21 protein-coding genes are annotated in these 24,896 nt (G+C 62.3%); 11 read left to right on the forward strand and 10 right to left on the reverse strand.

Features of this window, described 5'->3' with window-relative positions:
- Window position 1: 1 nt before the first annotated feature.
- Window positions 2–670 (reverse strand): ABC transporter ATP-binding protein, encoded by a 669-nt coding sequence (locus tag DYL59_RS20745; RefSeq protein ID WP_135290841.1) that lies wholly within the window; start codon window positions 668–670, stop codon window positions 2–4.
- 268 nt (window positions 671–938) lie between these two features.
- On the opposite strand from DYL59_RS20745, the gene pmrG reads away from it, so the two are divergent.
- Window positions 939–1,619 carry a lipopolysaccharide core heptose(II)-phosphate phosphatase PmrG gene (gene pmrG / locus DYL59_RS20750; protein WP_135290842.1) on the forward strand — a complete coding sequence of 227 codons (681 nt, stop codon included), beginning with the start codon at window positions 939–941 and terminating at the stop codon, window positions 1,617–1,619.
- Window positions 1,620–1,805: 186 nt separating this feature from the next.
- On the forward strand, window positions 1,806–3,461 hold the full coding sequence (gene arnT / locus DYL59_RS20755) for a lipid IV(A) 4-amino-4-deoxy-L-arabinosyltransferase (protein ID WP_135290843.1): 1,656 nt from the start codon (window positions 1,806–1,808) through the stop codon (window positions 3,459–3,461).
- 131 nt (window positions 3,462–3,592) lie between these two features.
- Here arnT and DYL59_RS20760 read toward each other — a convergent pair whose 3' ends face one another.
- The 8 genes from DYL59_RS20760 to DYL59_RS20795 form a co-directional block, all read right to left on the reverse strand.
- Window positions 3,593–4,312 carry an AAA family ATPase gene (locus DYL59_RS20760; RefSeq protein ID WP_135290844.1) on the reverse strand — a complete coding sequence of 240 codons (720 nt, stop codon included), beginning with the start codon at window positions 4,310–4,312 and terminating at the stop codon, window positions 3,593–3,595.
- Window positions 4,312–5,055 carry an ABC transporter permease gene (locus DYL59_RS20765; protein WP_135290845.1) on the reverse strand — a complete coding sequence of 248 codons (744 nt, stop codon included), beginning with the start codon at window positions 5,053–5,055 and terminating at the stop codon, window positions 4,312–4,314. The genes DYL59_RS20760 and DYL59_RS20765 overlap by 1 nt, the downstream gene beginning before the upstream one ends.
- A gap of 311 nt (window positions 5,056–5,366) precedes the next feature.
- Window positions 5,367–6,275, reverse strand: coding sequence for an ATP-binding cassette domain-containing protein (locus DYL59_RS20770; protein WP_135290846.1), 909 nt, complete (start codon window positions 6,273–6,275; stop codon window positions 5,367–5,369).
- Between the two features lie 145 nt (window positions 6,276–6,420).
- Window positions 6,421–7,257, reverse strand: a complete 837-nt coding sequence (locus DYL59_RS20775) for an alpha/beta fold hydrolase (RefSeq protein ID WP_135290847.1) — start codon at window positions 7,255–7,257, stop codon at window positions 6,421–6,423.
- 67 nt (window positions 7,258–7,324) lie between these two features.
- Window positions 7,325–8,920, reverse strand: a complete 1,596-nt coding sequence (locus tag DYL59_RS20780; RefSeq protein WP_135290848.1) for a dipeptide ABC transporter ATP-binding protein — start codon at window positions 8,918–8,920, stop codon at window positions 7,325–7,327.
- Entirely contained in the window at window positions 8,917–9,744 is an 828-nt protein-coding gene (locus DYL59_RS20785; RefSeq protein WP_135290849.1) for an ABC transporter permease, read from the reverse strand. Before DYL59_RS20785 ends, DYL59_RS20780 begins: the two co-directional genes overlap by 4 nt.
- Window positions 9,744–10,721, reverse strand: a complete 978-nt coding sequence (locus DYL59_RS20790) for an ABC transporter permease (protein WP_135290850.1) — start codon at window positions 10,719–10,721, stop codon at window positions 9,744–9,746. Before DYL59_RS20790 ends, DYL59_RS20785 begins: the two co-directional genes overlap by 1 nt.
- Window positions 10,718–12,301 (reverse strand): ABC transporter substrate-binding protein, encoded by a 1,584-nt coding sequence (locus DYL59_RS20795; RefSeq protein WP_135290851.1) that lies wholly within the window; start codon window positions 12,299–12,301, stop codon window positions 10,718–10,720. The genes DYL59_RS20790 and DYL59_RS20795 overlap by 4 nt, the downstream gene beginning before the upstream one ends.
- A gap of 334 nt (window positions 12,302–12,635) precedes the next feature.
- Between DYL59_RS20795 and DYL59_RS20800 the strand changes: the two genes are divergently transcribed.
- Both DYL59_RS20800 and DYL59_RS20805 read left to right on the forward strand, forming a co-directional pair.
- Entirely contained in the window at window positions 12,636–13,997 is a 1,362-nt protein-coding gene (locus DYL59_RS20800) for a tetratricopeptide repeat protein (protein ID WP_135290852.1), read from the forward strand.
- Window positions 13,998–14,129: 132 nt separating this feature from the next.
- Window positions 14,130–14,624: a hypothetical protein gene (locus DYL59_RS20805; protein WP_135290853.1), complete on the forward strand. Its 495-nt coding sequence runs from the start codon at window positions 14,130–14,132 to the stop codon at window positions 14,622–14,624.
- Between the two features lie 118 nt (window positions 14,625–14,742).
- Here DYL59_RS20805 and DYL59_RS20810 read toward each other — a convergent pair whose 3' ends face one another.
- On the reverse strand, window positions 14,743–15,738 hold the full coding sequence (locus tag DYL59_RS20810; RefSeq protein WP_135290854.1) for a P1 family peptidase: 996 nt from the start codon (window positions 15,736–15,738) through the stop codon (window positions 14,743–14,745).
- Window positions 15,739–16,024: 286 nt separating this feature from the next.
- Here DYL59_RS20810 and DYL59_RS20815 point away from each other — a divergent pair, with 286 nt between their 5' ends.
- From DYL59_RS20815 to DYL59_RS20845, 7 genes are read left to right on the forward strand one after another with little or no spacing between them, the layout of a single operon-like run.
- Window positions 16,025–18,460 carry a TonB-dependent receptor plug domain-containing protein gene (locus DYL59_RS20815; protein ID WP_135290855.1) on the forward strand — a complete coding sequence of 812 codons (2,436 nt, stop codon included), beginning with the start codon at window positions 16,025–16,027 and terminating at the stop codon, window positions 18,458–18,460.
- 57 nt (window positions 18,461–18,517) lie between these two features.
- A complete protein-coding gene (locus DYL59_RS20820) occupies window positions 18,518–19,855 on the forward strand; it encodes an LLM class flavin-dependent oxidoreductase (protein ID WP_135290856.1) in 1,338 nt (445 codons plus the stop codon).
- On the forward strand, window positions 19,852–20,766 hold the full coding sequence (locus DYL59_RS20825; protein ID WP_135290857.1) for a 5'/3'-nucleotidase SurE: 915 nt from the start codon (window positions 19,852–19,854) through the stop codon (window positions 20,764–20,766). Before DYL59_RS20820 ends, DYL59_RS20825 begins: the two co-directional genes overlap by 4 nt.
- Window positions 20,763–21,743 (forward strand): LLM class flavin-dependent oxidoreductase, encoded by a 981-nt coding sequence (locus tag DYL59_RS20830; RefSeq protein WP_135290858.1) that lies wholly within the window; start codon window positions 20,763–20,765, stop codon window positions 21,741–21,743. Before DYL59_RS20825 ends, DYL59_RS20830 begins: the two co-directional genes overlap by 4 nt.
- Window positions 21,740–22,717 carry an LLM class flavin-dependent oxidoreductase gene (locus DYL59_RS20835; RefSeq protein ID WP_135290859.1) on the forward strand — a complete coding sequence of 326 codons (978 nt, stop codon included), beginning with the start codon at window positions 21,740–21,742 and terminating at the stop codon, window positions 22,715–22,717. Before DYL59_RS20830 ends, DYL59_RS20835 begins: the two co-directional genes overlap by 4 nt.
- Entirely contained in the window at window positions 22,714–23,691 is a 978-nt protein-coding gene (locus tag DYL59_RS20840; RefSeq protein WP_135290860.1) for an LLM class flavin-dependent oxidoreductase, read from the forward strand. Before DYL59_RS20835 ends, DYL59_RS20840 begins: the two co-directional genes overlap by 4 nt.
- Window positions 23,681–24,832 (forward strand): LLM class flavin-dependent oxidoreductase, encoded by a 1,152-nt coding sequence (locus DYL59_RS20845; protein ID WP_135290861.1) that lies wholly within the window; start codon window positions 23,681–23,683, stop codon window positions 24,830–24,832. Before DYL59_RS20840 ends, DYL59_RS20845 begins: the two co-directional genes overlap by 11 nt.
- The last annotated feature ends 64 nt before the right edge of the window (window positions 24,833–24,896 follow it).

Here is a 24,896-nt window from a genome sequence, read left to right on the forward strand (position 1 = left end):
TTCAGGCGTCGCCCGCGGGCATGACACGACCGTGGTGCAACACCACCTGGCGGTCCAGGCGTGCGGCGATGCGCGGGCTGTGGGTAACCATCAACAAGCTGGTAGGGCTGTCGCGCAGCACGTCCAACAGCAGTTGCAGGACTTCGTCGCTGGTGGCCTCGTCAAGGTTGCCGGTGGGCTCGTCCGCGAGCAGCAAGCCTGGCCGCGAGGCCAACGCACGCCCCACCGCCACCCGCTGTTGCTGGCCGCCGGAGAGCTGTTCGGGATAGCGTTTAAGCAAGTCCCCCAGGCCCAGGCGCTCCACCAGCTGCGCTTGCCACCGAGGGTCAAACCGCCCCGCCAGCCGCGCCTGGAAGGCAAGGTTGTCATCGACGCGCAAACTGCCGATCAGGTTGAACTGCTGGAACACCAGGCCGATATCCGTGCGGCGCCAATGGGCCAATTGGGCTTCGCTGAGCTGGTCCAGACGCTGCTCGCCCACCTGGATGCGGCCACCGTCCACACGGTCGAGCCCCGCCACCAGGTGCAGCAGGGTGCTCTTGCCGCTGCCCGACTCGCCCATCAACGCCAGGCTACTGCGCGGGGCCAGGTGCAAATCCACACCCGCCAATACCGTCAGCGGGCCCTGGGGCGTGGCATAGCGCTTGAAAACCCCTTGCACCTGCAACATGGCAACACTCTTCTAAAAGTCGGCAACCGAGAATAACGGCAACGGATCAACGCCACGCAAATTTTTCACATGGATTTCACCGGCCGCCCACTCACCGCACTTTAAATTAGCGGCTAAGTGTCACTCGTCGGCAACTTTAAAGTTGTGCTGCCTGGCCACTTTTAACCGCAACGTGTTCAGCGAAAAGACAGCAACCCTGTGACAGCCTCCCGCGTCACCAAGGGCATTCGCCAAGACGTTGCGCCTAACTATTACAACACTGCCAACAGTGCCCAGGGTGAATAACGTGGTTGATCTTACGCTGGCCAAAGCGCGTTCGCCGCAAGCCTTTTTCAAGCGCCTGGCCCGGCTTTGGCTGGGCATCGCAGTGATCGGCCTGTTGCTCACCGCCAGTCTGCTGTGGCCCTTGTCGCCACGGGACCTGGGTATCGGCAATCGCCTGCTCACCTCCCAGGTTCTGCCGTTGTGGCGCGACGGTGACGTGATTGTGCTGGTGCGTCACGAAGAGCGCTGCGACCGCTCGACAAACCCCTGCCTGGGCCCCGTCGAAGGCCTGACGATCAACGGCAGCCAGCAGGCCGAAAAACTTGGCAAGTCCTTTAAATTACTGGGCATGGACGGCAGCGACATGCTCGCCAGTCCGGCCATCCGCACCGCCCAGACCCTGCGTTTCATGTTTAACAAAAACGCGCTGACCTCCGGCCAGCAAGCCGTGTGCGGGGCCGCCATGGGCGAGGAACTGCTCAGCCACAAGAGCCCCGGCCGCAACCTGATATTTGTCACCCACAGCGGCTGCATCGCCGACTTCGAAAAGACCCTCGGCTTCCCCCACGCGGCCTTCCCCGCGTACGGCAGTGCGCTGTTCGTGCAGGTGCTGCCCAACGGCAAGTTCAAGAGCCTGGGCCTGTTGAACATTCAAGACTGGCCCCTCGCACTCAAACAACCCTAGAACTTCCCCACCACCCACCCCAGCCATGTTCAGTAAAACGACAGCCATCTTCTGGCATGTTTAGTTGCGCCCGTTAGTTAAGGACGTCATGAATATTTTCAACCTCTTAGTGGAAGCCTTGTTGTTGTGCGCTATGACTTCAACACAGCGATTGCGCGCCACTGAACGTCAAGGAGCGACGTTTTAATGACCCGTATTAAACCGCTGCCTTTATTGTTGCTGGCGTTCGCCGCGTTTTATTTATTGCCCTTGGGCCTGCACGGCTTATGGATCCCGGATGAAACCCGCTACGCCCAGATCAGCCAGCAAATGCTGCTGGGCGGCAACTGGGTGGCGCCGCACTTCATGGGCCTGCGCTATTTCGAAAAACCCGCCGCCGGCTATTGGCTGATCGCCCTGGGCCAAGCGGTGTTTGGCCAGAACCTGTTCGGTGTGCGCATCGCTTCGGCGCTCACCACTGGCCTGAGCGTGCTACTGGCTTACCTGATCGCCCGGCGCCTGTGGAATGACCCGCGCAAAAGCTTCGTCTGCGCCCTGCTCTACCTGAGCTTTGGGCTGGTGGCCGGGCAAGCGGGGTATTCCAACCTCGACCCGCAATTCACCTTGTGGGTCAACCTGAGCCTGGTGGCGCTGTGGTTTGCCCTCGACAGCCGCACCTTACGCGGCCGTCTCGGCGCCTGGGCGCTGCTGGGCCTGGCCTGCGCCATGGGCTTCATGACCAAAGGCTTCCTGGCCTGGGCACTGCCGGTGTTGATCGCCGTGCCCTACATGCTGTGGCAACGTCGCGCGGCTGATTTGCTGCGTTATGGCCCGCTGGCTGTGGGTGTGGCGGTGCTGGTTTGCCTGCCGTGGGTGCTGGCGATCCATCTGCAAGAGCCGGACTTCTGGCGGTTCTTCTTCTGGAACGAACATATCCGCCGTTTCAGCGCAGACGACGCCCAGCACGTGCGCCCCTGGTGGTTCTTCCTGCCGATCATCGCCGTGGCGTGCCTGCCCTGGATGGGGCTGCTGCCCAACACCCTGCACAAAACCTGGCAGGAAAAGCGCCAGCCCGCCATCACCTTCCTGGCCCTGTGGCTGCTGCTGCCCCTGGGTTTGTTCAGCCTGAGCAACGGCAAGCTGCCCACCTACATCATGCCGTGCCTGCTGCCCCTGGCGTTGCTGATGGGGCATACCCTGAGCGACCTGGTGAGCGCCGGCCGCACCCGCATCATCTGCCTCAATGGCCTGCTCAACGTTATGATCGGCATGGCGGCGATGGTCGGCCTGATCTACCTGCAAGTCACCAAGCCGCTGTACGGCAACAGCCATGCCGAGATGTTCAGCCTGTCCCTGGCCTTTATCGTGCTGCTGGTGTGGATCCTTACCAACCTGCTGCAAGCCTTGCGCCCACTGACGCGGTGGGCGATGCCAGCGCTGGGCATCGGCCTGCTGGTGGTGTTGCTGCCGTCTGGCATGCCCGCACAAATAACCGACAACGAAATGCCCGACCAGTTTGTGCAAGAGCACCTGCCCGAACTGCAGCAAACCCACGCCCTGCTCAGCAACGAACTGGGCAGCGCCAGCGCCCTGGCCTGGCGCCTGCAACGGCCTGACGTGGCGTTGTACGACACCGAGGGTGAGCTGCGTTACGGCTTGCACTATGCGGGCGCCCTGCACCGAAAGGTCGAACTCGATCAGCTGCAGGGGTGGCTCAACGACGCACGCCAACACGGCTCGGTCGGCGTGCTGATGCGGGTCAACAGCACCAGTGAGCGGCGTGAGGCTGGGCGGTTGCCGTTGGGAGGGACGCGTTATACCAAGGGCTACCTGCAACTCATCCTCTACCCGCCGTTGCCATGATGCTGCGCCTGTTCACCACCGAACCCCGCGCCCTGCTGCTGCTGTTGCTGGGCGTGGCGTATCCGTGGAGGGTTGTTTCATGCGCAGGGGTATGGGAGTGGCATGTTTGTGCCAAACCGCCAATAGTGCATTCAGGCTGAGGGTTTTGGCAGGCTGGCAGCCTGTATGAATGCTTCGTCCAAACTGCTGGCGCCATACGCATTCATGAAGCCTTGGGCGTCGGTGAACCGGTTAAAGCGCTGCTGGCTGATCATGTAGAAGTCATCGCAATGCGCAACGATCTCGTCAACATTGTGAGACGAGACCAACACCGCAACACCTTCCGCCGCCGCGCCTTCCAGGCATCGCCAGATGTGATAGCGAAACTCTGGATCTACGCCCGCAGTGGGCTCATCCAGGATCACAAGGTCTGCATTGGCCGAGAGAAGCGACAGCGTGAAAAACCAGCGCTTTTCTCCGTAGCTGCACAGGGAAGACTTTTTATTCCAGATTTCGCAGTAGCGCTCTGCAATGCCTGGGCTCCATTTTTCGATTTTTTCCAGAGCATGGGCTTGGGCGACCTGGGTATCAGCGCAAAAAATCATGATCATTTTGAAGATGTCGTACATACGAAACACCGGTGGCGTGCTGATGATTTGCGACAGGTACAGCAGTTTTGAGAACGCGTTGTGTATGTCACCGCTGTGCATTTTCTTGAGGCCACACACCACGTCAAAAAAGGTGGTTTTGCCTGAGCCGTTAGGTCCCAGCAAACCGGAAATCGAACCGGCTTCGACTTTCAAGGAGGCACTCTTGAATAAGGTGTGGTGTGCGTAATTGACCCCTAGGGATGTGACGATAAGTTCTTTCATCAGTACCGGCTCCATACGGGGTTGATGACAAGAAACCTGAGGGTTATCCAAAACGCAAAAAAGCAGGTCATGACAGCAACCAACACAACTATTATCGACTCGCTGACGCCCAGGCTCATTACTTGATTGGCCCACCACATGGGGTTGTAAACCTTGATCACCTCGAACAATCGATGAGAAGAATTTACGCTAGCGACACCCACCCCCAACATTAAAAAAGAGAGCACAGAAAAGGCAGTATTGGTATTTTGAAACCCCATAGGAATCAATGTAAACAACAGTGAAATGGCAGAAAATAATACATAGCAAGTATAAAACCTCGCTAAAACATCAAAAAATTCCGCCACCGCCAACGGCCCAAAATAGGGCCGTGTGAAGCAGTAAAAAACAGTGCAATAAACTATTGATATAAAGGAATAAGCGAAATATTGCCCAAACAGGAAGATAGCCTTAGTACGGCCGGTATAGACAAAGGAGCGTAAAAAACCGCTTTCCCTTCGTCCTATAATGTAGAACGCCAGACCAAAGAACGCCACGCTACAGGCTACAAAGGCATAAAACCACGACGTCACTGACAGATAATCTTCCGGCATCCCGTCTGCGTTCGACCGGGCATAAATAATCAAATAGAACGTAGTCACCGGAGATATCACCATCCAAAAAAGCGCAATGGGCTCTTTTAACTGTTCCTTAACAAATAGCCCAGCCAGCAAAAACGGCTTGCACAACAAGTCGCTGCTCATAAATCACCTCATCGTCACCATTCATTCAAAAGCTAGCGACTTTTGAGAGACAATCAAGGCTCGGACGTTTTCATACAACTAAACAATTCAGACATTTCACTCAACACAATCGGACGCCCAACAATTGCCTACCAGACAACCAATAATTGTTTCGTCAATCTGAAAAATTAAGTACAGCCTGATTAACAACTTACTCAATACGCGCCCCAGCGCCCGACCTTACTGACTCAATAACAGAGGTTCTTTAAACGTGTGAAACCGCCCATAAAACCGACAGGTGGTCTTAGTTTTTCACCCCTTGCGCAACGAAGTCACAGCTTGGGTGCCGCCTTCGAATCTTTGATCGGCACTTCCAACTGCCCCCCCTCCACCTGCTCCCGCACCGCCTTCCCCTCCGCCCGATTGCGGATAAACCCAGCACGGGTAAACCGCTCCAGAAACGGCACCGCCAGGGCCTTGTCCGGCGTCAGTGTGGGTTGCTCGGCCACGTCGCCAAACAGGGTGTAGGCCGCCGAGGGCAGGTGCCGGGTGTTGAGGTCGCTGGTGAGGCGGCCTTCTTGCAGCACGATGGCGCGGTTGGTCACCCGTTGCAGGTCGGACAGGCGTTGGGAGATGTAGAGGATGGCCACGCCGCGGGCGCGTTGGCTGTCGATCAGGCCGAGCAGGCGTTCGGCGTCGGTTTCCGACAGGGCGGCGGTGGGTTCGTCGAGGATCAGCAGTTTGGGTTGCAGTACGAAAGCGCGGGCCAGTACCAGCAGGTGGCGGTCAGCGCGGCCAAGGCGCTCGACCGGGAGTTGCAGCGGCAGGTCCAGGCCCAGCCCGGCGGCGATGGTTTGGGCGCGTTGCAACAGGCTTTTGCGGTTGAGCAGAAAGTCGGCGTCGGGTGCGCCGAGTTCGTCGAGCAGCAGGTTCTCGGCCACGCTCAGGCCTGGGGCGATGGCGTCATCCGGGTTCTGATGCACCGCCACGATGCCGACGCGTCGTGCCGACAGCGGCGAAGTAAAGCGTTGCCGTTGGCCATCGACCCACAACTCACCGGCATCCGGGGTCAAGGTGCCGCTGAGGATTTTCACCAGGGTGGATTTACCTGCGCCCATGGCCCCCAGCAATGCCACCCCTTCGCCGGGATAAATGTCCAGGCTGACCTGATCCAGCGCCTTTTGGGCGCCGAAGGTCTTGCACAGATCACACAGTCGGATCAGGGGCTCGGGGTGGTTCATGGCTCATCTCTAAGGCGCAACGGTGACTCATTACAGCGCGAAAAAACGCTGATTTACACCAAACAACAATGAGTTAGGCCCCGGATTAAATGCATTACCTCATGAACAATCCAATAGCTGAATCGCATAGCAAAAAGTTTTTGAGTTATAAGGCCCTTGCCAGCAATTTGTTGAATGCTTTCAGCACCGCGTCCGGCTTTTCCAGCATCAACTGGTGACCGCAGGCCTCCAGCACCTGGAAGTCGGCATTCGGCACCTGCGCGGCCAACGCCTGGCCACCGCTGGCCGGGGTGAGGCCATCGCTGTCGCCAGCCAGCACGCTGATCGGCAGGGCCAGGCTGGGGATCTGTTCGGCGTCCGGCCATTGGGCGTTCTTGGTCAGGGCCTTGAACATATGCAGGCGGTTGCGCTCGGTGAGTTTCTCTTCATAGGCCACCAGTGCCGGGTCGGCCGTGGCATGCCAGGCGCGTTCACGAAAGCCCTTGGCCAGGACCGGACGCAGCCATTCCAGGATCCAGGCCGGTAGCGCCAACAAGCCACCGCTGACCTGCGGACGATACAGCTGAGTACCCAGCAGCAGCGCGGCGTCGATCTTTACCGTCGGCCTGGCCAGTAAGGCGCTGAGGCTCAGGCCAGTGCCAAAGGAATGGGCGACGATCAGGTTTCGCGTGCCGGCATAGCGCTGCAGGATCGCCAGGTAGTCCGCCACCAACTCATGCCAGGCGTAGGCCTGGTCGTCACGCGGGCGAGCACTGTCGCCATGCCCCAGCAGGTCCCAGGCCACCAGGCTGTAGCCCTCGGCCTTGAGGGCCTGCCATTGCGGGCGCCATTGGTCTTTGTTGCCGCCGGCGCCGTGGCAGAAGAACACCACCGTCTCGGCTTGGGTAGTGCCGGGGTGGTGGGCGATGCTCAGGGTGCGGTGGGGGCGGATGTCCAAGGGTTGGCCTTGGACTATTGGCAATTGTGCAAAGGCGTCACTCATAAACACCACATTCCTCGGTAAATAAACTCGGTTGAAAATGTGGGAGCGGGCTTGCTCGCTCCCACATTTAGATTGCGTACTCCTCGGCAATCGCCGATTGCAGCAACGCACGGGTATAGGGATGCCGCGCATCGGCAAACAACCCCGCCGTCGCCCCCTGCTCCACCACCCGCCCGTTCTGCATCACGGCGATGCGGTCACACAGCCGCGCCGCCACCCGCAGGTCGTGGGTGATAAACACGATGCTCAACTTCAAGCGCCGTTGCAGCGACTCCAACAATTCCAGGATCTGCACCTGGATCAATGCATCCAGCGCCGACACGCATTCATCGGCAATCAACACCTTGGGCTCCACTGCCAAGGCGCGGGCAATGCCGATGCGCTGGCGCTGGCCGCCGGAGAATTCATGGGGGTAGCGCTCGAACGCGGTGGACGGCAGCCCAACCAGTTCCAATAGCTCCCGCGCACGGCGCTGCGCTTGAGCCTTCGAAACGCCCTGCACCAACGGCCCGGTCATGATGATGCGGCCCACGGTCTGGCGTGGGTTGAGGGAGGCGAACGGGTCTTGGAAGATCATCTGCACATCGCTGCGCAATGGCCGCAAGCGCGCCTCCGAGAGCGTCGCCACGTCCTGGCCGAGCCACTGGATATGCCCGCTGTCAGCCCGCAGCAAGCGCACCAGGCACCGGCCGAGGGTGGATTTGCCCGAGCCGGACTCACCGACAATGCCCAGGGTTTCGCCTTCGCGCAGCTCCAGCTGCACCGCGTCCAGCGCCTGGGTGGTGCGCTTGCCCCACCACCCGGCACGGCTGCGAAATATCTTGTCCAACTGCGCAGCCTTGAGCACCACCGGCCCGCTGACCACACCCCGTGGCGCCAACGGCTCGGCAGACACCGCCGCGAGCAATTGGCGGGTGTACGCGGCCTTGGGCTCGCGCAGAATCTGCCGGGCACTGCCCTGTTCCACCTGCAGGCCTTTTTCCAACACCAGCACACGGTCGGCTATCGCTTCGACCACGGCAAAATCATGGGTGATAAACAACAAGGCCATGCCCTTGTCCTGCTGGATTTTGCGCAGCAGGTCGAGGATCTGCGCCTGAGTGGTCACATCCAGCGCCGAGGTGGGCTCATCGGCAATCAGCAAGGCCGGATCGAACGCCAGCGCCATGGCAATCACCACCCGCTGGCGCTGGCCGCCGGACAACTCGAAGGGATACGCCAGGCGCAGGCGCTCGGGGTCGGGCAGGCCGACATAGCCGAGCAATTCCACCACACGCTGGCGACGTTGCTGGGAGGATTTCACGCCATGGGCGCGCAGGGTTTCATCGATTTGCTCGCCCACCCGCAGCAGCGGGTTCAGCGCACTCATGGGCTCCTGGAACACCATGCTGATATCGCGCCCACGCAGGTCGCGCATGGCGGCTTCGCTGCGGTTGGCCAGGTCTTCACCACGCAACAGCAGGCGCCCGCTTTCCACCGTCAGCGGCACCGGCAATTGGCGCAGCAGCGCCTTGGCCAACATGGATTTGCCCGAGCCGGACTCGCCCACCACACACAAACACTCACCGCTGCGCAGTTGCAGCGACAGGTCGTACAGCGCATGGCTGCGGTCGGCACCGGCCGGCAAGGCGATGCGCAGGTGCTCCACACTCAATAACGTCATAGCGACCTCTCCGGTTCAAAGGCCACGCGCAGGCCTTCGCCCACCCGGTTGACGGCCAGCACGCACAGCACAATCGCCAGCCCCGGCAAGAAGCTCATCCACCAGGCGTCACGCAGCAGGCCACGGGAGGCGTTGATCATGTAGCCCCAGCTCATGGCCTCGGGGTCGCTCAAGCCCAGAAAGGCCAGCGCTGCCTCGGTGAGGATCGCGGTGGCCATTACAAAGGTCATGGTCACCAGCAATGGCGCCAGGGCGTTGGGCAGGATTTGCTGGGTAACGATGCCCCATGGCGACTGCCCCAGCACCCGCGCCGCCTGCACGAATTCGCGCTGGCGCAAGGTCAGGAATTCACTGCGCACCAGCCGCGCTACGGCCGGCCACGCCACCAGTGAGATAGCCAGCACGATGGAGCCCAGGGACGGTTCCAGCACGGCCACCAGGATCACCGCCAGCACCAACTGCGGAATGATCTGGAAGAACTCCGCGATGCGCATCAACACGCCGTCGAGCCAGCCGCCGAAGTAGCCGGCGATAGCGCCGACAATCAGCCCCACCAGCAAGGTCGAGAGACTCGCCAGCGCGCCAACGGCCAGGGACACGCGGGCGCCGTAGAGCAAGCCGCTGCCCAGGTCACGACCAAGCAGGTCACTGCCCAGCCAATGGGCGGCATCCTGGAACGGCGGCAGCATCGGCTGGGTGTTCATTTCCCAGGGCGAGCTGTCGGTCAGCCACGGCGCCGTCAGCGCCAGCGCGGCCAGCAATAACAAAAACACCGCGCCCAGCAGCGCCGATGGCTGGCGGATAAAACGCTTGAGTACCGCCATCAGCCCTGTCCTCCGGCACCAATACGCGGGTCGAGGAAACGGCAGATCACATCGGTCAACACGTTAAAGCCCACCACCAGAATCGAGATCACCAGAAAGCCGCCCATCAACACGCCATAGTCGCGTTGAGCGAGGGAGTCGTACATCAAGCGGCCGATGCCGGGCCAGGAATACACCACCTCCACCAACAGGGCGCCGCTGGCCAGTTGGCCCAGTTGCAAACCGGCGAAGGTCACCACCGGCAGCAAGGCATTGCGCAGCACATGCACATACAGAATCCGGCGCGGGTGCAGGCCCTTGGCGTGAGCGGTGCGTACGTATTCCTGCCCGAGGGCGTCGAGCACGGCGGCGCGGGTCAGGTGGATATACAGGGCCAAAAACAGCACGCTCAGGGACAGGCACGGCAGCAGCAAGTGCTGCAGGCGGTCGAGCAGCGAGAAGTCACGGCCCACGGTTTCCATGCCGAACGCCGGGAGCCAATCCAGGCTCACGGAAAACAGCAAAATCATCAGCATCGCCAGCCAGAACGGCGGCATCGCAAACAACAACAGGGCGCCTTGGGAGATCACCCCATCGAGCCAGTGCCGTTTCTGCCGGGCACGCGCCGCCAGCACCCCCAAGGTCACCCCCAGCACCGACGACAGCACAAACGCCGAGCCCATCAAGGCCAGCGTGGCTGGCAAGCGTTCGCTGATCAGCGCCCACACCGTGGTCTGGTTGCGATAGGAATAGCCCAGGTCCAGGTGGGCGATATGGCCCAGGTAGATCAGCAACTGGTGCAGCAGCGGCTTGTCCAGGCCCATGGTCTGGCGCAACTGCTCGATAAACTGCACATCGTCCACCCCCGCTTCACCGGCCAGCAGCAACGCCGGGTCGCCCGGCGCCAGGCGGATCAACAGGAAGCTCAACACCAGCACCGCCACCACCATCAGCAGCGCCTTGAACAGGCGCCCGCCGAGATACAGCACGCCGTTCATGGCGCCGGGGCGTCGAGGTAGACGCTTTCGTAGTCTTCGTTAAGGCTGGTGGCGGTTTGCAGCAGGTTTTTCACTTGCTTGTGAAACAGCGTCGGGTAGCGCATTTCGAAGATCGGTGCGATGGGCAGGTCGGTGTTCAGTCGGTTTTCCAGCTGGCTGTAGAGTTGGGTACGCTGCGGGCCCTGCGGCGTGTCGGCAACCTTGGCCCACAAGGCGTCCGCCTCGGGGCTGTTGTAGCCGCTGACATTGGCAAACGGCGAGGTCTTGAGAATGTAGTCGGAGCGGAACAGGTAGGCGCTGGTCAGGTACGGGTCGCCGATCTGGAAGATAAAGTTGTAGGTCAGGTCGAAGTCCCAATCACTGACGCGCTGGAACCAGGTGGCCGAATCCGACGTCACCACCTGCACCTTGAAGCCCAAGGGTTGCAACGATTGCTTGGTGTACTCGGCCAGGCGCTCCCAGGCGCCACCCTTCTCGCCGTTGAGCAGGCGGATACGCACCGCGCCCACATCCACGCCCGACTCAGCGATCAGCGCCTTGGCTTTTTTCACGTCATAGGCGTACTGCGGCAACTGCGGGTCGTGGTACGGCGAGGTCGACACAAACGGCCCCTGGGCGACTTTGCCCGAGCCAAAGAAGATGTTGTCGACAATGAACTGGCGGTTCAGCGCATACAGGATCGCCTGGCGCACCTTGGGGTTGTTCAACGGCGGCTTGCGCGTGTTGATCTGCAAGAAGGCCAGGCCCGAGTACAGCTCCCAGCCCTTCTCCGACGACTGCACATCCGGCAAGGCCGTGAGGCGCTTGAGGTCGGAATAGTCGGCATCGCCGCTGCGCAGCACTTGCACGTCATTGCGCTCGAAGGCTGCGGCGCGGGAGGAACCATCGGGGATCACGTGGAAGATGATGCTGTCGAGGTGCGGCAGGCCTTTTTTCCAGTAGTTAGGGTTTTTGGCCAGCTTGATGTAGGCACCGCGCTTCCATTCCACGAACACAAACGGGCCAGTGCCGACCGGCTTGAGGTTATAGGGGTTGTTACGAAAATCGGTGTTCTCGTAGAGGTGCTTGGGCACCACCGGGCGCAAGCCGCTGCCCAGGGCCGAGAGCAAGGGGGCGAAGGGTTTCTTCAACTTGAACACCACCTGCTGCGGGCCCGTGGCGGTGATGCTGTCCACGTACTCGGTGATGATCCCGCCCAGGCGCTTGTCCACTTCGGGGTAGAAGGTCTGGAAGCTGAACACCACATCATCGGCGGTGAAGGCTGGGCCATCGTGCCAGTGCACGTTGTCTTGCAGCGTGAAGGTGTAGGTGAGGCCGTCCGGGGAAATGGTCCAGGACTTGGCCAGCACCGGTTTGGGGTTGAGGTCGGTGTCGAAGGTCAGCAGGCCTTGCAGCACCTTGCCGCTCACGTATTGGGTGGACACATGGCTGACCACGCCGTGCATCAGCGACGGCGGCTCGGGCTGGGCCACCAGGTTCAACACCCCGCCCTCCTGGGGTTGCGCCTGGGCCTGGCCGGCCAGCAACGCGGTGCACAGGCCAATGGATGACAGGGCGCGGCGGAAAGAGAATGGGCGCATGAAGGCTCCTCGAATGGAAAAGTTCTACGAGGGATTTTGCAAGGGCTGTGCCATGGGGGCTTGGGCCAGGGCTTGTTGCAATCAGCGGTGATCGGGCTGATGAAAAATCCACAGTGATTCGCGCGAGTGTGCAAAAAGCAGCAGCAAAACCATCCCAATGTGGGAGGGGCGGTGCGACGATTCGACTTGCCCCCGATAGCGGTATATCAGAGACAAATGGGCAAGCTGACACACTGCTATCGGGAGCAAGCCCCCTCCCACATCGACTGTGTAGTGTTCAGGTGGCACAGGGTTTGCCCTGTCATCTCCATCTGACCCCACGAGCCTTAACCCCATGTCACTGGATTACCTGGGCAACCCCCTCGACACCCTCAACCCTTCCACCCGCCAGGGTGTGGACGACTTCATCGGCGGCTTCCTCAGCTACCAGCCGCGCGCCGAAGGCATCCTCGCTGCGGCCGATGCCGACCCCGACTCGGCCCTGGCCAACGCCTTCGCCGGTTTGCTGCTGATGTTCATCGAGTCGCCCGAGGGCCCAAGCCTGGCCGAGCACTACCGCCAGCGCGCCGCCGCCGTGAACAGCGACCACCCGCGCGCCCAGCTGTACCTGGCCGCGCTGCAGGCCTGGATCCACGACGACCTCGACCAGGTCCTGCACCTGAGCGAACACCTGCTGGACCGCTACCCCCGCGACCTGTTCGCCGCCAAGCTCAACCAGTACCTGGAGTTCAACCGCGGCAACTGGCCCGCACTGCTGCGCATCGGCCTGAAAGCCACCTCTGGCGCGCCCGACATCGCCCACAGCCATGGCCTGCTGGCCTTCGCCTTCGAGCAGTGCCACCTGCTGGAAGAAGCCGAAACCAGTGCCCGAGAGGCATTGCGCCTGCAACCCTCGGAACCCTGGGCGCAACATGCGTTGGCCCATGTGATGCTGACCCAAGGCCGTATCGAGGAAGGCACTGAGTTCCTGGAAGGCGTGGCCCATCACTGGGCGGGTTTGAACTCCTTCATGTACACCCACAACTGGTGGCACCTGGCGCTGTTCTACCTGGCGCGGGGTGAAGACCAACGGGTGCTGGAGATTTACGACCAGCACGTATGGGGCATCCTCCCGGAATACTCCCAGGACCAGGTGGGCGCTGTGTCGTTGCTGGCGCGCCTGGAACTGGCAGGGATCGATGTGGGCCAGCGCTGGCAGGCATTGGCGCCATACCTGCAACGGCGCGTGGGGGATACCGTGCAGCCGTTCCTGAGCGTGCAGTATTTGTACGGCCTGGCGCGGGCCGGCAAGCCCGAGGCGGATGAGCTGTTGGCAGCGTTGCACGAACACAGTGTTGCTGCGCGCCCGGTATGGGGTGAGGTGACCCTGCCGTTGGCCAAGGGCTTGCTGGCCCATGCCCGAGGGCACTGGCAACAGGCGCTGGAGCAACTGACAATCGCCCTGCCGCGCCTGAATGAAATCGGCGGCAGCCATGCGCAGCGGGATCTGTTTGCCCAGGTGGAGTTGGATGCGCGGTTGAAGGCTGGGGATTGGTTTGGCGCGCAGCAAACGCTGGAGTTGCGCCGTCGGTATGACGGATGGGATGTGCCGACGAATCGGAGTTTGGGGCGGGTGTATCAAGCGCTGGGCTTGCCTGAACAGGCGGATAAGGCCCAAGCCCGATTACAAACAGTGATAGGCCCCAAAGAAAAATAACAGCCGCGCAATAGCGTTTCGCGATGAAAACCGGCCCCGTTAAACCTGTCACTTTTGACAGTTCAACAACCGGCTAAATTCTGGAAAATGGAGCAGCACAGTGAAATAAATTGCTCTTTCAGGAATCCCGTCATGAAAAATATACTCCCGCCGCAAGCCATTACCCCCCCCGATGATTCATCTGAGAAAACCACCGGAGAAATGATAATAAAACTGGACAACACATCCATGAAGGCACCAAAGCTTGATCCCATACTTTTCAGGAAATACCAGACGCCTATCACCTTTTGGCAAGTGGTGGGCATTCGTTTTATACCCATGCCTAAGGAGGATATTTCACAGGTAATTGTCAACATCTACGATTATTTGAATGATGGGGAATACTCCATCACCCGTGGTGGCCCGGCATCGATTGTGTGTCACATCACCCCCCTCAACACGGGTCTTAACCCTGAAATCTGGCAAGCCGAGAGTGGCACTATAAAGTTCAGACTCAATCGTACGCCGGGAAAAACCCATATAGTCGCTGAGTTCAAAGATTGCGTCGTAGTCTCTGACAAGAATCCTAAAGCCAGCTTCTGGCTAGCGGGAAAATGTGAGGCTCAGGATGCACTGACTTACCCATGATATGGACTTCCCCAGCAGGATCAGCAGCTTTTGATATAGCCGATAATGAGCTAATTAAAAGCTGCTTGAGGAACCTCACAAGCTGCCCCGGATAGTTACCGACGGGTCAGGAACACCGTCACATCAACGTTGCACAAAAGACCCCCCGCGCAATCCCCCGCGCCACACAATCAGCTGCCGCCGCGCCAATCCGGCCGATCTCCACCTGCCGTCGTGGTCCGTCCGTGATTTCCACTGCCGCCGAAGCCAAGGCAAACACGGTGTCCCCATCAAACGGCAAATGCGCCGGGCGCACCGCCCGTGCAATCCCATCCTGGGCCATGATCGCCACGCGCTTGCACTCGGCCACCGTCAACCGTGCGGTACTGGCCACCACCACCAGCGTGGTATTGGCCCCGGCTTGCAGGCGGCCCATGGAGTCCAGGCGCGATAACTCCGGCATCGGGTCGCTGCAATCCATCTCGGTTTGCGGCCGGTGGCCCCCGAACTCCCCCGCCACTTCCCAGGGCCAGGCCCAGAAGGTCTTGCCATCGGGCATGTACACCGAGCCGATCGGGTTGGCGACCACCAGCGCAGCGACGATCAGGCCATCGCCCAAATCCAGGGAGGCCGTGCCCAACCCGCCCTTCAACACCCCGGCCATGGCGCCCCTGCCCGCGCCCACCGAGCCCAGTGCAAAGTCGTCACCGGCATTGGCCAGCGCTTCAAAGCCCAGGCGCCGGTAAGGCGGTTCCAGGCCCCAGTCCTTGTCGCCGCCATTGGCCAGGTCGTGCAACACCGCAGCAGGCACGATGGGGATGGCCGGTGCACCGGGCTTGAGATGCAAACCGACTTGATCCTGGGACAGTTTGGCCGCCACGGCATCGGCGGCGCCCAGACCGAATACCGAGCCACCGGCGAACACCAGGGCGTGGAGTTGGCCGACCATGTTCTCCGGCTCCAGTGCTGCAGTTTCGCGACCACCGGGGCCACCGCCGCGGATGTCGATGCTGGCGGTCCAGAAACCATCGGGGCGGATCACCGTAACGCCGGTATCGACGTGCAGGTCCGTGGCGTGGCCGACCGTGAGGCCTGGGATATCGGTGAGGGCATTGCGCGGGCCGGGTCTAGGCATACAGAAAAAGCTTCCTTGGGTTTAGGTATGGCGTGGGGTGAGCAAGCCGTGTGCCAAACGCGGCTGCCCCGCCCTGACGGCGCAAAACCCGAGCACCACAAAAAACCGCTGCACAAAAACCAACACCCTGCCTGCTGCCCTGTTAGAAAAACACCAACAGCCCACACCAACACCACTCAACCATCTGTTTTATATAGATTTTTTCAGATGGCACAGCCCTTGCTCTCACACCCATACCAGAGCTTGAACTCAACAAGCCACCTTACCCATTGGAGTGTTGCCCATCATGAATACGTCCCGCGCCACCGGCCGCAGGCCCAGCAAGGCCTTTGCCCACACCCTGTTATTTGTCGCCCTGTGCGAGGCCGCCAGCTACAGCAGCCTGACCCTCGCCGCCGACGCCCCGGCCAGCGACAACCCGCTGGACACTGTGGTGGTGATCGGCAACCGTGGCCAGGCGCGCACCCTGGCCGAAAGCCCGGCGCCGGTGGATGTGATTTCATCCAAACAATTGCTCGCCACCGGCCAGGGTGACCTGACCCGCGCCCTGAGCAAGGTGCTGCCATCGCTCAACCAGCCGGCGTCGTCGGGCTTCGGTTCCACGTCGGTGGTGCGCCCTATCAGCCTGCGCGGCCTCAATGGCGACCAGGTGCTGGTGCTGGTCAACGGCAAGCGTCGTCATAACAGCGCGCTGCTCAACAACGGCACCTACCTCAACTCCGGCTCCCAGCCGGTGGACCTGGACATGATCCCCACCGCCCTGGTGGATCACGTCGAAGTGCTGCGCGACGGTGCCTCGGCCCAGTACGGCTCGGATGCTATCGGCGGCGTGGTCAATGTGGTGCTCAAGCAGACCGACCACGGGGGCAGCCTGTCCACCAGCTACGGCCAGAACTACGAAAACGGCGACGGCGAGACCACCCGCCAAACCGGCAACGTGGGCCTCGCGCTGCCCAACGACGGTTTTATCAACCTCGCCCTGGACGTGAAAAAACAGAAAATCTCCGACCGTTCCGACAACGCGCCCTATACCGACTCTGCCGGCAACACCAGCCTGCAGCACACCTACTACGGCACCGGCCTGCCTGAAGCGCGCAATTTCAGCCTGGGCTACAACGCCGAACTGCCGGTGGATGACGCCCTCACCCTCTACTCGTTCTCCACCTACACCCGCCGCAACTCGGAAAAACCCCTGGCCTTCCACCAGCCCGCGAGTTTCGACGGTATCGCCACGCCGTTCCCCGAAGGCGTGGAAGACACCCTGCGCTTTATCGAAAATGACTTTCAGGTGGCCGTCGGCGGCAAGGGCGAACTGGGCGGCTGGAACTACGACCTGTCCAGTACCTACGGCCAGGACCACGCCGAAGCCACCCTGCGCCACACCTATAACCTGAGCTATGGCCTGGATTCGCCGACCTCGGTGGACACCGGCGTGAAAACCTTCAGCCAGTGGACCAACAACCTCGACCTCACCCGTGCCTTCGACCTCGGCCTGCACAAACCCACGCAAATCTCCTGGGGCCTTGAACAGCGCTATGAGAACTACAAGATCGGCAAGGGTGACTACGCCTCCTACGCCAGCGGCCCCTTCACCACCGGCGCCAGCGGTGGCCTGATCGCGCCGGGCACCATCTCCGGTGCCGGCACCACCCCGCAAGACGCCGCCGAAAAAGGCCGTACCAGCCTGGCCGGCTACGGCGAGATCGGGCAGGACCTCACCGACAAATGGCACATCGACCTGGCCGGTCGCTACGAGCACTACAACGACGGCTCGGGCACCACCACCAATGGCAAGTTCGCCACCCGCTACCAGTTGACCCCGATCCTGGCCGTGCGCGGCTCCTTCAGCACCGGTTTCCGCGCGCCGTCGTTGGCCCAGCAGATCTACAGCTCCACTTCGCAAACCAGCGTCAACGGCCAGCTGTTCGACTACCGCAACGTGGCGGTCAACTCCGATGTGGCCAAGGCCCTCGGCGCCGACACCTTGAAGCCTGAGAAATCCACCAACTTCGGCCTGGGCCTGACCCTGCAGCCTACCGACGCCACCAGCATTACCCTTGATGCCTACCAGATCAAAATCAAGGACCGCATCGCCCAGACCGGCTACCTGGGCGGCACCCCGCAAATCAGCGCCATCCTCGCCGCAGCCGGGCTCAACCCGAACCAGGCCGTGACCTACTTCACCAACGCCCTGGACACCACCACCCGTGGCGTTGACCTGGTAGGCGATTACCGCCAGAGCATCGGGGCGTACGGCAACCTGCGCTACACCCTGGGCTTCAACTGGAACACCACGCAGATCGATGATATCCACGCCTCCAGCGTGGCCCAGCAAGCCCTGGGCCCAACCGGTGGCTACGACCGCCAGCGCCAGGGCAACCTCAAATACGGCCTGCCCCAATCCAAGCTGTTGCTGGGCACCACCTGGACCTGGGAAAAACTCGAAGTGGGCCTGAACCTGACCCGCTACGGCGAGTACACCCAGTACGGCACCGCCGAGATCTACGACCGTACCTTCTCGCCGGCGTGGATTACCGACCTGAATATCGACTACCACCTGACACCGGCCATCACCCTCAACGCCGGCGCCAACAACCTGTTCAACAAGTACCCGGAACGCACCGACCTGGCCAGCAGCTCCGGCGGCTTCCCCTACGGCAACTTCTCGCCTTACGGCACCACCGGCGGCTACTGGTACACCGGCGTGACGTACAACTTCTAACCCTGGCCACGGGGCCGGTTCGCCGGTTCCGTGTGGCACTTTTTCGGGAGCCTGTTCATGACCCGCCGCACCGACCAACTCAAGCTTGGGGCCTTCCTCGCCAACAGCGGCCATCACGTCGCTGCCTGGCGCCACCCACTGGCCCAGGCCGATGCCAGCCTGGATTTCGAGCATTTCAAGCACATTGCCCAGACCGCCGAACGCGGCAAATTCGATGCGTTGTTCATCGCCGATGTGGTTGCGCTGTGGGGGCACCATCACGATGCGCTCAGCCGCACGGCCCGCGCTGAACACTTTGAACCCCTGACCCTGATGTCGGCCCTGGCCGCCGTCACCAACAACATTGGCTTGATCGCCACTGCGACCACCACCTACAACGAGCCCTACCATATCGCCCGTAAGTTCGCGTCCCTGGACCACCTGTCCAAGGGCCGCGCCGCCTGGAACCTGGTCACCTCCGTGGTTTCCGATGAAGCCTGGAATTTCGGCCGCGAAAACCATGTGGACCACGGCGACCGCTACCAGCGTGCCGAAGAATTCCACGACGTGGTCAAGGACCTGTGGGACAGCTGGGACGACGACGCCTTTACCCGCGACAAGGCCAGCGGCGAGTACTTCGACCCAACCAAGTTGCATACCCTCAACCACCGTGGCGAACACTTTGCCGTACGCGGCCCGCTCAACGTGGCGCGCCCGCCCCAGGGCCACCCGGTGCTGGTGCAGGCCGGTGCGTCGGAGCCGGGCAAAAACCTCGCCGCCCGCGTGGCGGAAGTGATCTTTGCCCACTCCCATAGCCTGGAAGGCGCCCAGGCGTTCTATCAGGACATCAAGCAACGCGCTGCCGACTTGGGGCGTGACCCGGACCACATCAAGATCCTGCCCGGCGTCACACCCTTTATCGCCGACACCCGCGAGCAGGCCCAGGCCTTGTTCGAAGAGTTCCAGGCCCTGATCGATCCGGTGCTGGGCCTGCGCTTGCTGGCCGACACCCTGGGCGATGACATCGACCTGTCCGGCCATGACCTCGACGGCCCGCTGCCCGACACGCCCGTGGGCCAGCGCGGCAGCCGCCGCGACAAGGTGCTGGAACTGGCCCACAGCGAGAACCTGAGCATCCGTCAGCTGTACTTGCGCCTGGCCGGAGGCAACCCGGTGATCGGCACTGCCGAGGACGTGGCCGACCACTTTGAGGCGTGGTTCCAGGCCCGCGCGTGCGATGGCTTCAATGTGTTCTTTCCGTACTTCCCTGGCGCCATTGATGTGTTTGTCGATCAAGTAACGCCGTTGTTGCAGGCACGCGGTGTGTTCCGCCAGGCCTACGAAGGCACCACCCTGCGCGACAACCTTGGCCTGCCGCGCCCGGCCAACCGCTTTACCACAGGAGTACCGGCATGAAACCCAGCGCATGGATGCTGGCCCTGGGCAGCGTGATCGCGCCCAAGGCCTTTGCCTTGAACATCTTGCTGAGCAACGACGACGGCTATCAGCACCCCAACATTCGTGCGCTCTATACCGAGCTCAAGGCCCAAGGCCACAGCGTGAAGATCGCGGCGCCGCAAAGCGACCAGAGCGCCCGTGGCGGTTCGTTTTTCTTCGGCCGCGAAGTCACCGTGGGCCATGACAGCGACCCGGCCTACCCCGACAGCTACTACATCAGCACCACCGATAAGGGCCTGTGCCAGAGCGCCGAATGTGCCGGCAAGGACGTGCAGATCCAAATCAGCGGTACACCGGTGATGGCCCTGCTGATGGGCCTGAACAAAGTGCTGCCCCACCCCGACCTGGTGATCGTCGGCCCCAACCCCGGCAACAACCTGGGGGCGATCAATATGGCCTCCGGCACCTTCAACGCCGCGAGCGTGGCGTTGCAGGCGGGCATTCCGGCGTTGGCGGTGAGCACCGACCTCAAAGAGAAAGACCCCCAGCGCGCCGCCGTTCTGGTGGCCAAGCTGGTGCGCGCCCTCGACCAGCACCGCCAACCCGACGGTGCCCTGCTGCCGCCGGGCCTGGGCCTGAATATCAACCTGCCCAAGGACACCCAGATCAAAGGCGTGAAGCTCACCCGCGTCGGCAGTTACGTGGGTTTTGAGGCGCTGTACACCGACGACCTCAAGCAATTCAACCTGCCGGGCAAACCCGGTATCGGTTTCCAATACAGCCCCGCCGCCACTGCCGCGCAGCAGAACGATGAAGCGGTGTGGCTGAACAAGGGCTACCTGACCATCAGCCCGTTCAGCGGCCTGCCAGAATCCATCAGCGCAGGGCCGGCGTTGCAGAAACAATTGGCCCAGGAGGTGAAGCCATGAGTGCAGGCTTTTCCCTGGGCTTCTTGAGCCGGGTCTACAGCCCCCGTTTTGATCCCAAGGTCTACCGCGACACCCTGGAGCTGTTCAGCGTGGCCGAAGCACTCGGCTTCGACAGCGGCTGGGTCGCACAACACCACTTTGCCAGTGAGCAGGGCCGGTTACCGTCGCCCTTGGTGTTGTTGGCGGCGATTGCCCAGCGCACCCAACGTATCAGCCTCGGCACCGGGATTATCGTGCTGCCCCAGGAAGCCCCACTGCGCCTGGCCGAAGATGCCGCCGTGCTCGACTTGCTCAGCAACGGGCGCTTGGAACTGGGCTTGGGCGCGGGTTTTGATCCCGAGACCTTCCTGGCCTTTGGCCGCGAGCATGACGCCCGCCATCGGGACTACGAACAGCACCTGCAACACCTGCTCAATGCCCTGGGTAACGCACCATTGACCGACAGTGGCTCGCGCCTGCTGCCACGGGCCAGCGGCTTGAGCCATCGATTGTGGGAGGCCACCTCCCGCGTCGAGTTGGTGGCTGAACGCGGCCATGGCTTGATCATGGCGCCCAACCCACATCTGCCTCCCGAGGCGGGCGTGGAACTGGTAACCCGCTACCGCAACGCCTGGACCGGCGACAACGGCACCCCGGCGCGCGTCGCCCGCGTGCAAGCGTTGCTGCCGTCCCCGGACGACGCCACCCGCCGCGACATCCAGGCCTACGTCCAACGCCAGCAAAGCATCGGCGTGCTCAAAGGCACGCTAAACGATGATTTCGACACCACCCTCAAGCGCCTGGGCGTACTCCACGGCCCGGTGGAGCGCATCATCGAGCAATTGCAGCAAGGCCCGGCGCTGACCGCCCACGACCAGTTGATCCTGCAAGTGCAAACCACCAGCACCCCATTGCGCGAGGCCATCCGCGCCCTGGAAATCATCCGCGAGCACATCGCCCCAGCCCTCGGCTGGCAGCCCACGGGAACCCCGTCATGACCTTCAAACTGGGCTTTTTGAGCCACGCCTTTGGCGATGACCCACAGCAGGTGTACCGCGACCTGATCGAACAATTCGAAGTGGCCGAAGCCTTGGGCTTCGACGGCGGCTGGATTGCCCAGCACCATCTGAGCAATGGCTTTGGCCGCTTGCCTTCGCCGTTGGTGTTGCTGGCGGCGGTGGCCGAGCGCACGCAGCGTATCGAATTGGGCACCGGGGTGATTGTGCTGCCGTTCGAAGACCCGATCCGCCTGGCCGAAGATGCCAGCGTGCTGGATGCCCTGAGCGGTGGGCGGGTGCAACTGGGCCTGGGCAGTGGCGGTGCCAACCTGGATAACTTCAGTGCATTCGACCGCGACCCCAGCCAACGCCAGGCCGACTTCGCCCAGCGCCAGCAGCGCCTGCAACACCTGGTGCAAGGCTCGCCGCTGACCGCTGAGTTGACCCTGCAACCACCCGCCCCCGGCCTGGGCGAACGCCTGTGGCACTCCCACGGCAGCACCGAGGGCGCCGTCTACACCGCCCAACAGGGCAATGGCCTGCTGCTGGGCACTGCCACCCATGATCCGCTGACGGTGCAAAAGCCCTTGGCCGATGCGTACCTGAACGCCTGGCAGCACCCGCAGCGCGCTCCGCGGATTGGCGTGGTCCGTGCGATCTTCCCTGCCGCCGACCGTGCCAGCGCCCAGGCTGAACTGGCGGTGGATATCGAGCGGCATATCCCGCGCCTGCAACGCGAAGGCCTGATCGACCAGGCGGTGGACTTGCAGGAACACCTGCGCCTGATGAACGTGCACCACGGCCATCCCGACGAAGTGATTCAAAGCTTGCAACAGGATCCGTCCCTGCTGCCTTATGCTGACTACCTGATTGCCGTGGTCCAGGCCGAAAGCTCGACCCAGGCGCAGATCCTCAAGCGTTTGGAAACCCTGGCGCGGGACATTGCCCCGGCTCTGGGTTGGAAAAGAACATGACCGACAGCACGCCCCTTGAATTCAGTTGGCTATTGCCCCTGTGCACCCCCGACTGGGCCGCGCGGCCGGGGCAATGGATTCAGCTGGCCCAGGCCGTGGAATACGCCGGCCTCGATGGCCTGTGGGTACCCGGCGGTGCCCTGTGTGCCGATAGCCTGGGGGTGGCGGCAGCGTTGTGTGCCCACACGCGGCGGGTGCGCCTGGCCGTGAGCGTGCCGCCGGAGGTGATGCTGCCGGCGGCATTGGCCACCACCTTGCAGAGCCTGCAATCCATCAGCGGCCACCGGGTGCAACTGCACCTGCCCAACAGCGAGCGCAGTGCGTTTGGTGAATGGCTCAACCGTGACCAGCGCAGCGAACGTATTGGCGAGTACCTGCAGATCCTGCGACAGCTGTTGGCGCCCAACCAGGGTGGGCTGGATTACCAGGGCCTGTATTTTCAACTGGAAAATGCCGGCGTCGCCCGCCGTGAACTGCCCGCGCCCACCCTGGTGCTGGACGACAGCCACAGCCATGCGCTGGTGGCCGAACATGCCCAGACCTGCCTGCTCGCCCCCGGCTCTACGCAGTGGCTGGCCAAAGAGATACAACGCTGGCGAGCGATCCAGCCGACGCTCACCTTTGCCTGCACCTTCGGCCTGATCCTGGACGACAGCGAAGACCTGGCCTGGGAAACCGCTGCGCGTTTGTTGCCGGTGCCGGAGCTACCCACGCAAACCCTGGCCACCGTGCCCCGTGCGCGCCATCCGTTGCGTCAATGGGAAGTGCACCCGAACGTGCTGCAACTCACGCCGGGGCAACCGTTGATCCTGGTGGGCACCCCACAACAGATCGCCACGCGCCTGCAGGAACTGCACGGCCTGGGCTTGAACCACCTGATCCTGGAAGGCGGCCCGGCCGTCAGCGACGTGTTGCGCTTTGGCGAACAGGTATTGCCCCTCTTGCGCAAGGAGCGCCTGCACCATGAGCACTGATGTCCGCCCGCCGATCCAGCTGGACTGGTTCCTGCCCACCAACGGCGATGGCCGTCACCTCACCAGCAGTGGTTTGCCCAAGGTCGGGCTGTTTCAACAAGGTGAACGGGCCCCCACCCTGGACTACCTGCGCCAGATCGTGCGCGCCACCGAGCAGGCCGGGTTCGACGGCATCATGGTGCCCACCGCCAGCGGCTTCGAAGACCCGTGGCTGATCACCGCCGTGCTGGCCCAGGAAGTGCGCCGCCTGAAATTTCTGCTCACCTTGCGCCCCGGCACCGAGCTGCCCGCCTACACCGCGCATCGCGCAGCGACCTTGCAGTTGCTGAGCGAGAACCGCCTGGCACTGCATGTGGTGACCGGTTCCAGCCGCTTCGAACAACGTTCCCTCGGGGACTTTCTGGAGCACGACGAGCGCTATGCGCGCACGGCTGAGTTCCTGCAGGTGTTCCAGGCGGTGTGGGCCGGCCAGCCACCGGCACACCCTGGCCGTTACTACCGCAGCGGCATCCACACCCCGATTGCACCGGGTGCCGAGGCACCGCCGATCTACTTCGGCGGCGCCTCCGAAGCCGCCGAGCGTGTGGGGGCTGCCCATGGGCAAACCTACCTGATGTGGTGCGAACCACCGGCGATGATCGCCGAGCGTATCCAACGCATGCGCGACCTCGCCGCCGCCCAGGGCCGCACCTTGCGCTTCGGCCTGCGCCTGCATGTCTTCGCCGCGCCGACCGACGACGCAGCGTGGGCGCATGTGGAACGCCTGCTGCAAGAAATCCCCAAGGACGCCATCGACCAGGCCCAGCGGCAAATGGCGGCCTATGAGTCCGTCGGCCAAAGCCGCCAGACCCAACTGATGCAAGGCCGCGGCCGCGGCGCACGGGAACTGGAAGTGTCAGCCAACCTGTGGGCAGGTGTGGGCCTGGTGCGCGGGGGCGCGGGCACTGCGCTGGTGGGCAGCTACGCGCGGGTGGCGGAGCGGATCGAGGAGTATCACCAACTGGGGGTGGACAGCTTTATCCTGTCGGGTTTCCCCCACCTGGAGGAGTCGATTCATGTGGGGGCCCAGGTGTTGCCGTTGTTGCGCAAGCTCGCGGCCGCACCGGCAATGCCCTGTGGGAGGGGCGGATCAGCCAAGTGATCTGGAGGCGGGCACACCGCCATCGGGAGCAAGCCCCCTCCCACAGTTGAATCGATTTACACCT

The sequence above is a fragment of the Pseudomonas kairouanensis genome (genome assembly GCF_004682055.1).
In the GTDB taxonomy this organism is placed as follows: domain Bacteria; phylum Pseudomonadota; class Gammaproteobacteria; order Pseudomonadales; family Pseudomonadaceae; genus Aquipseudomonas; species Aquipseudomonas kairouanensis.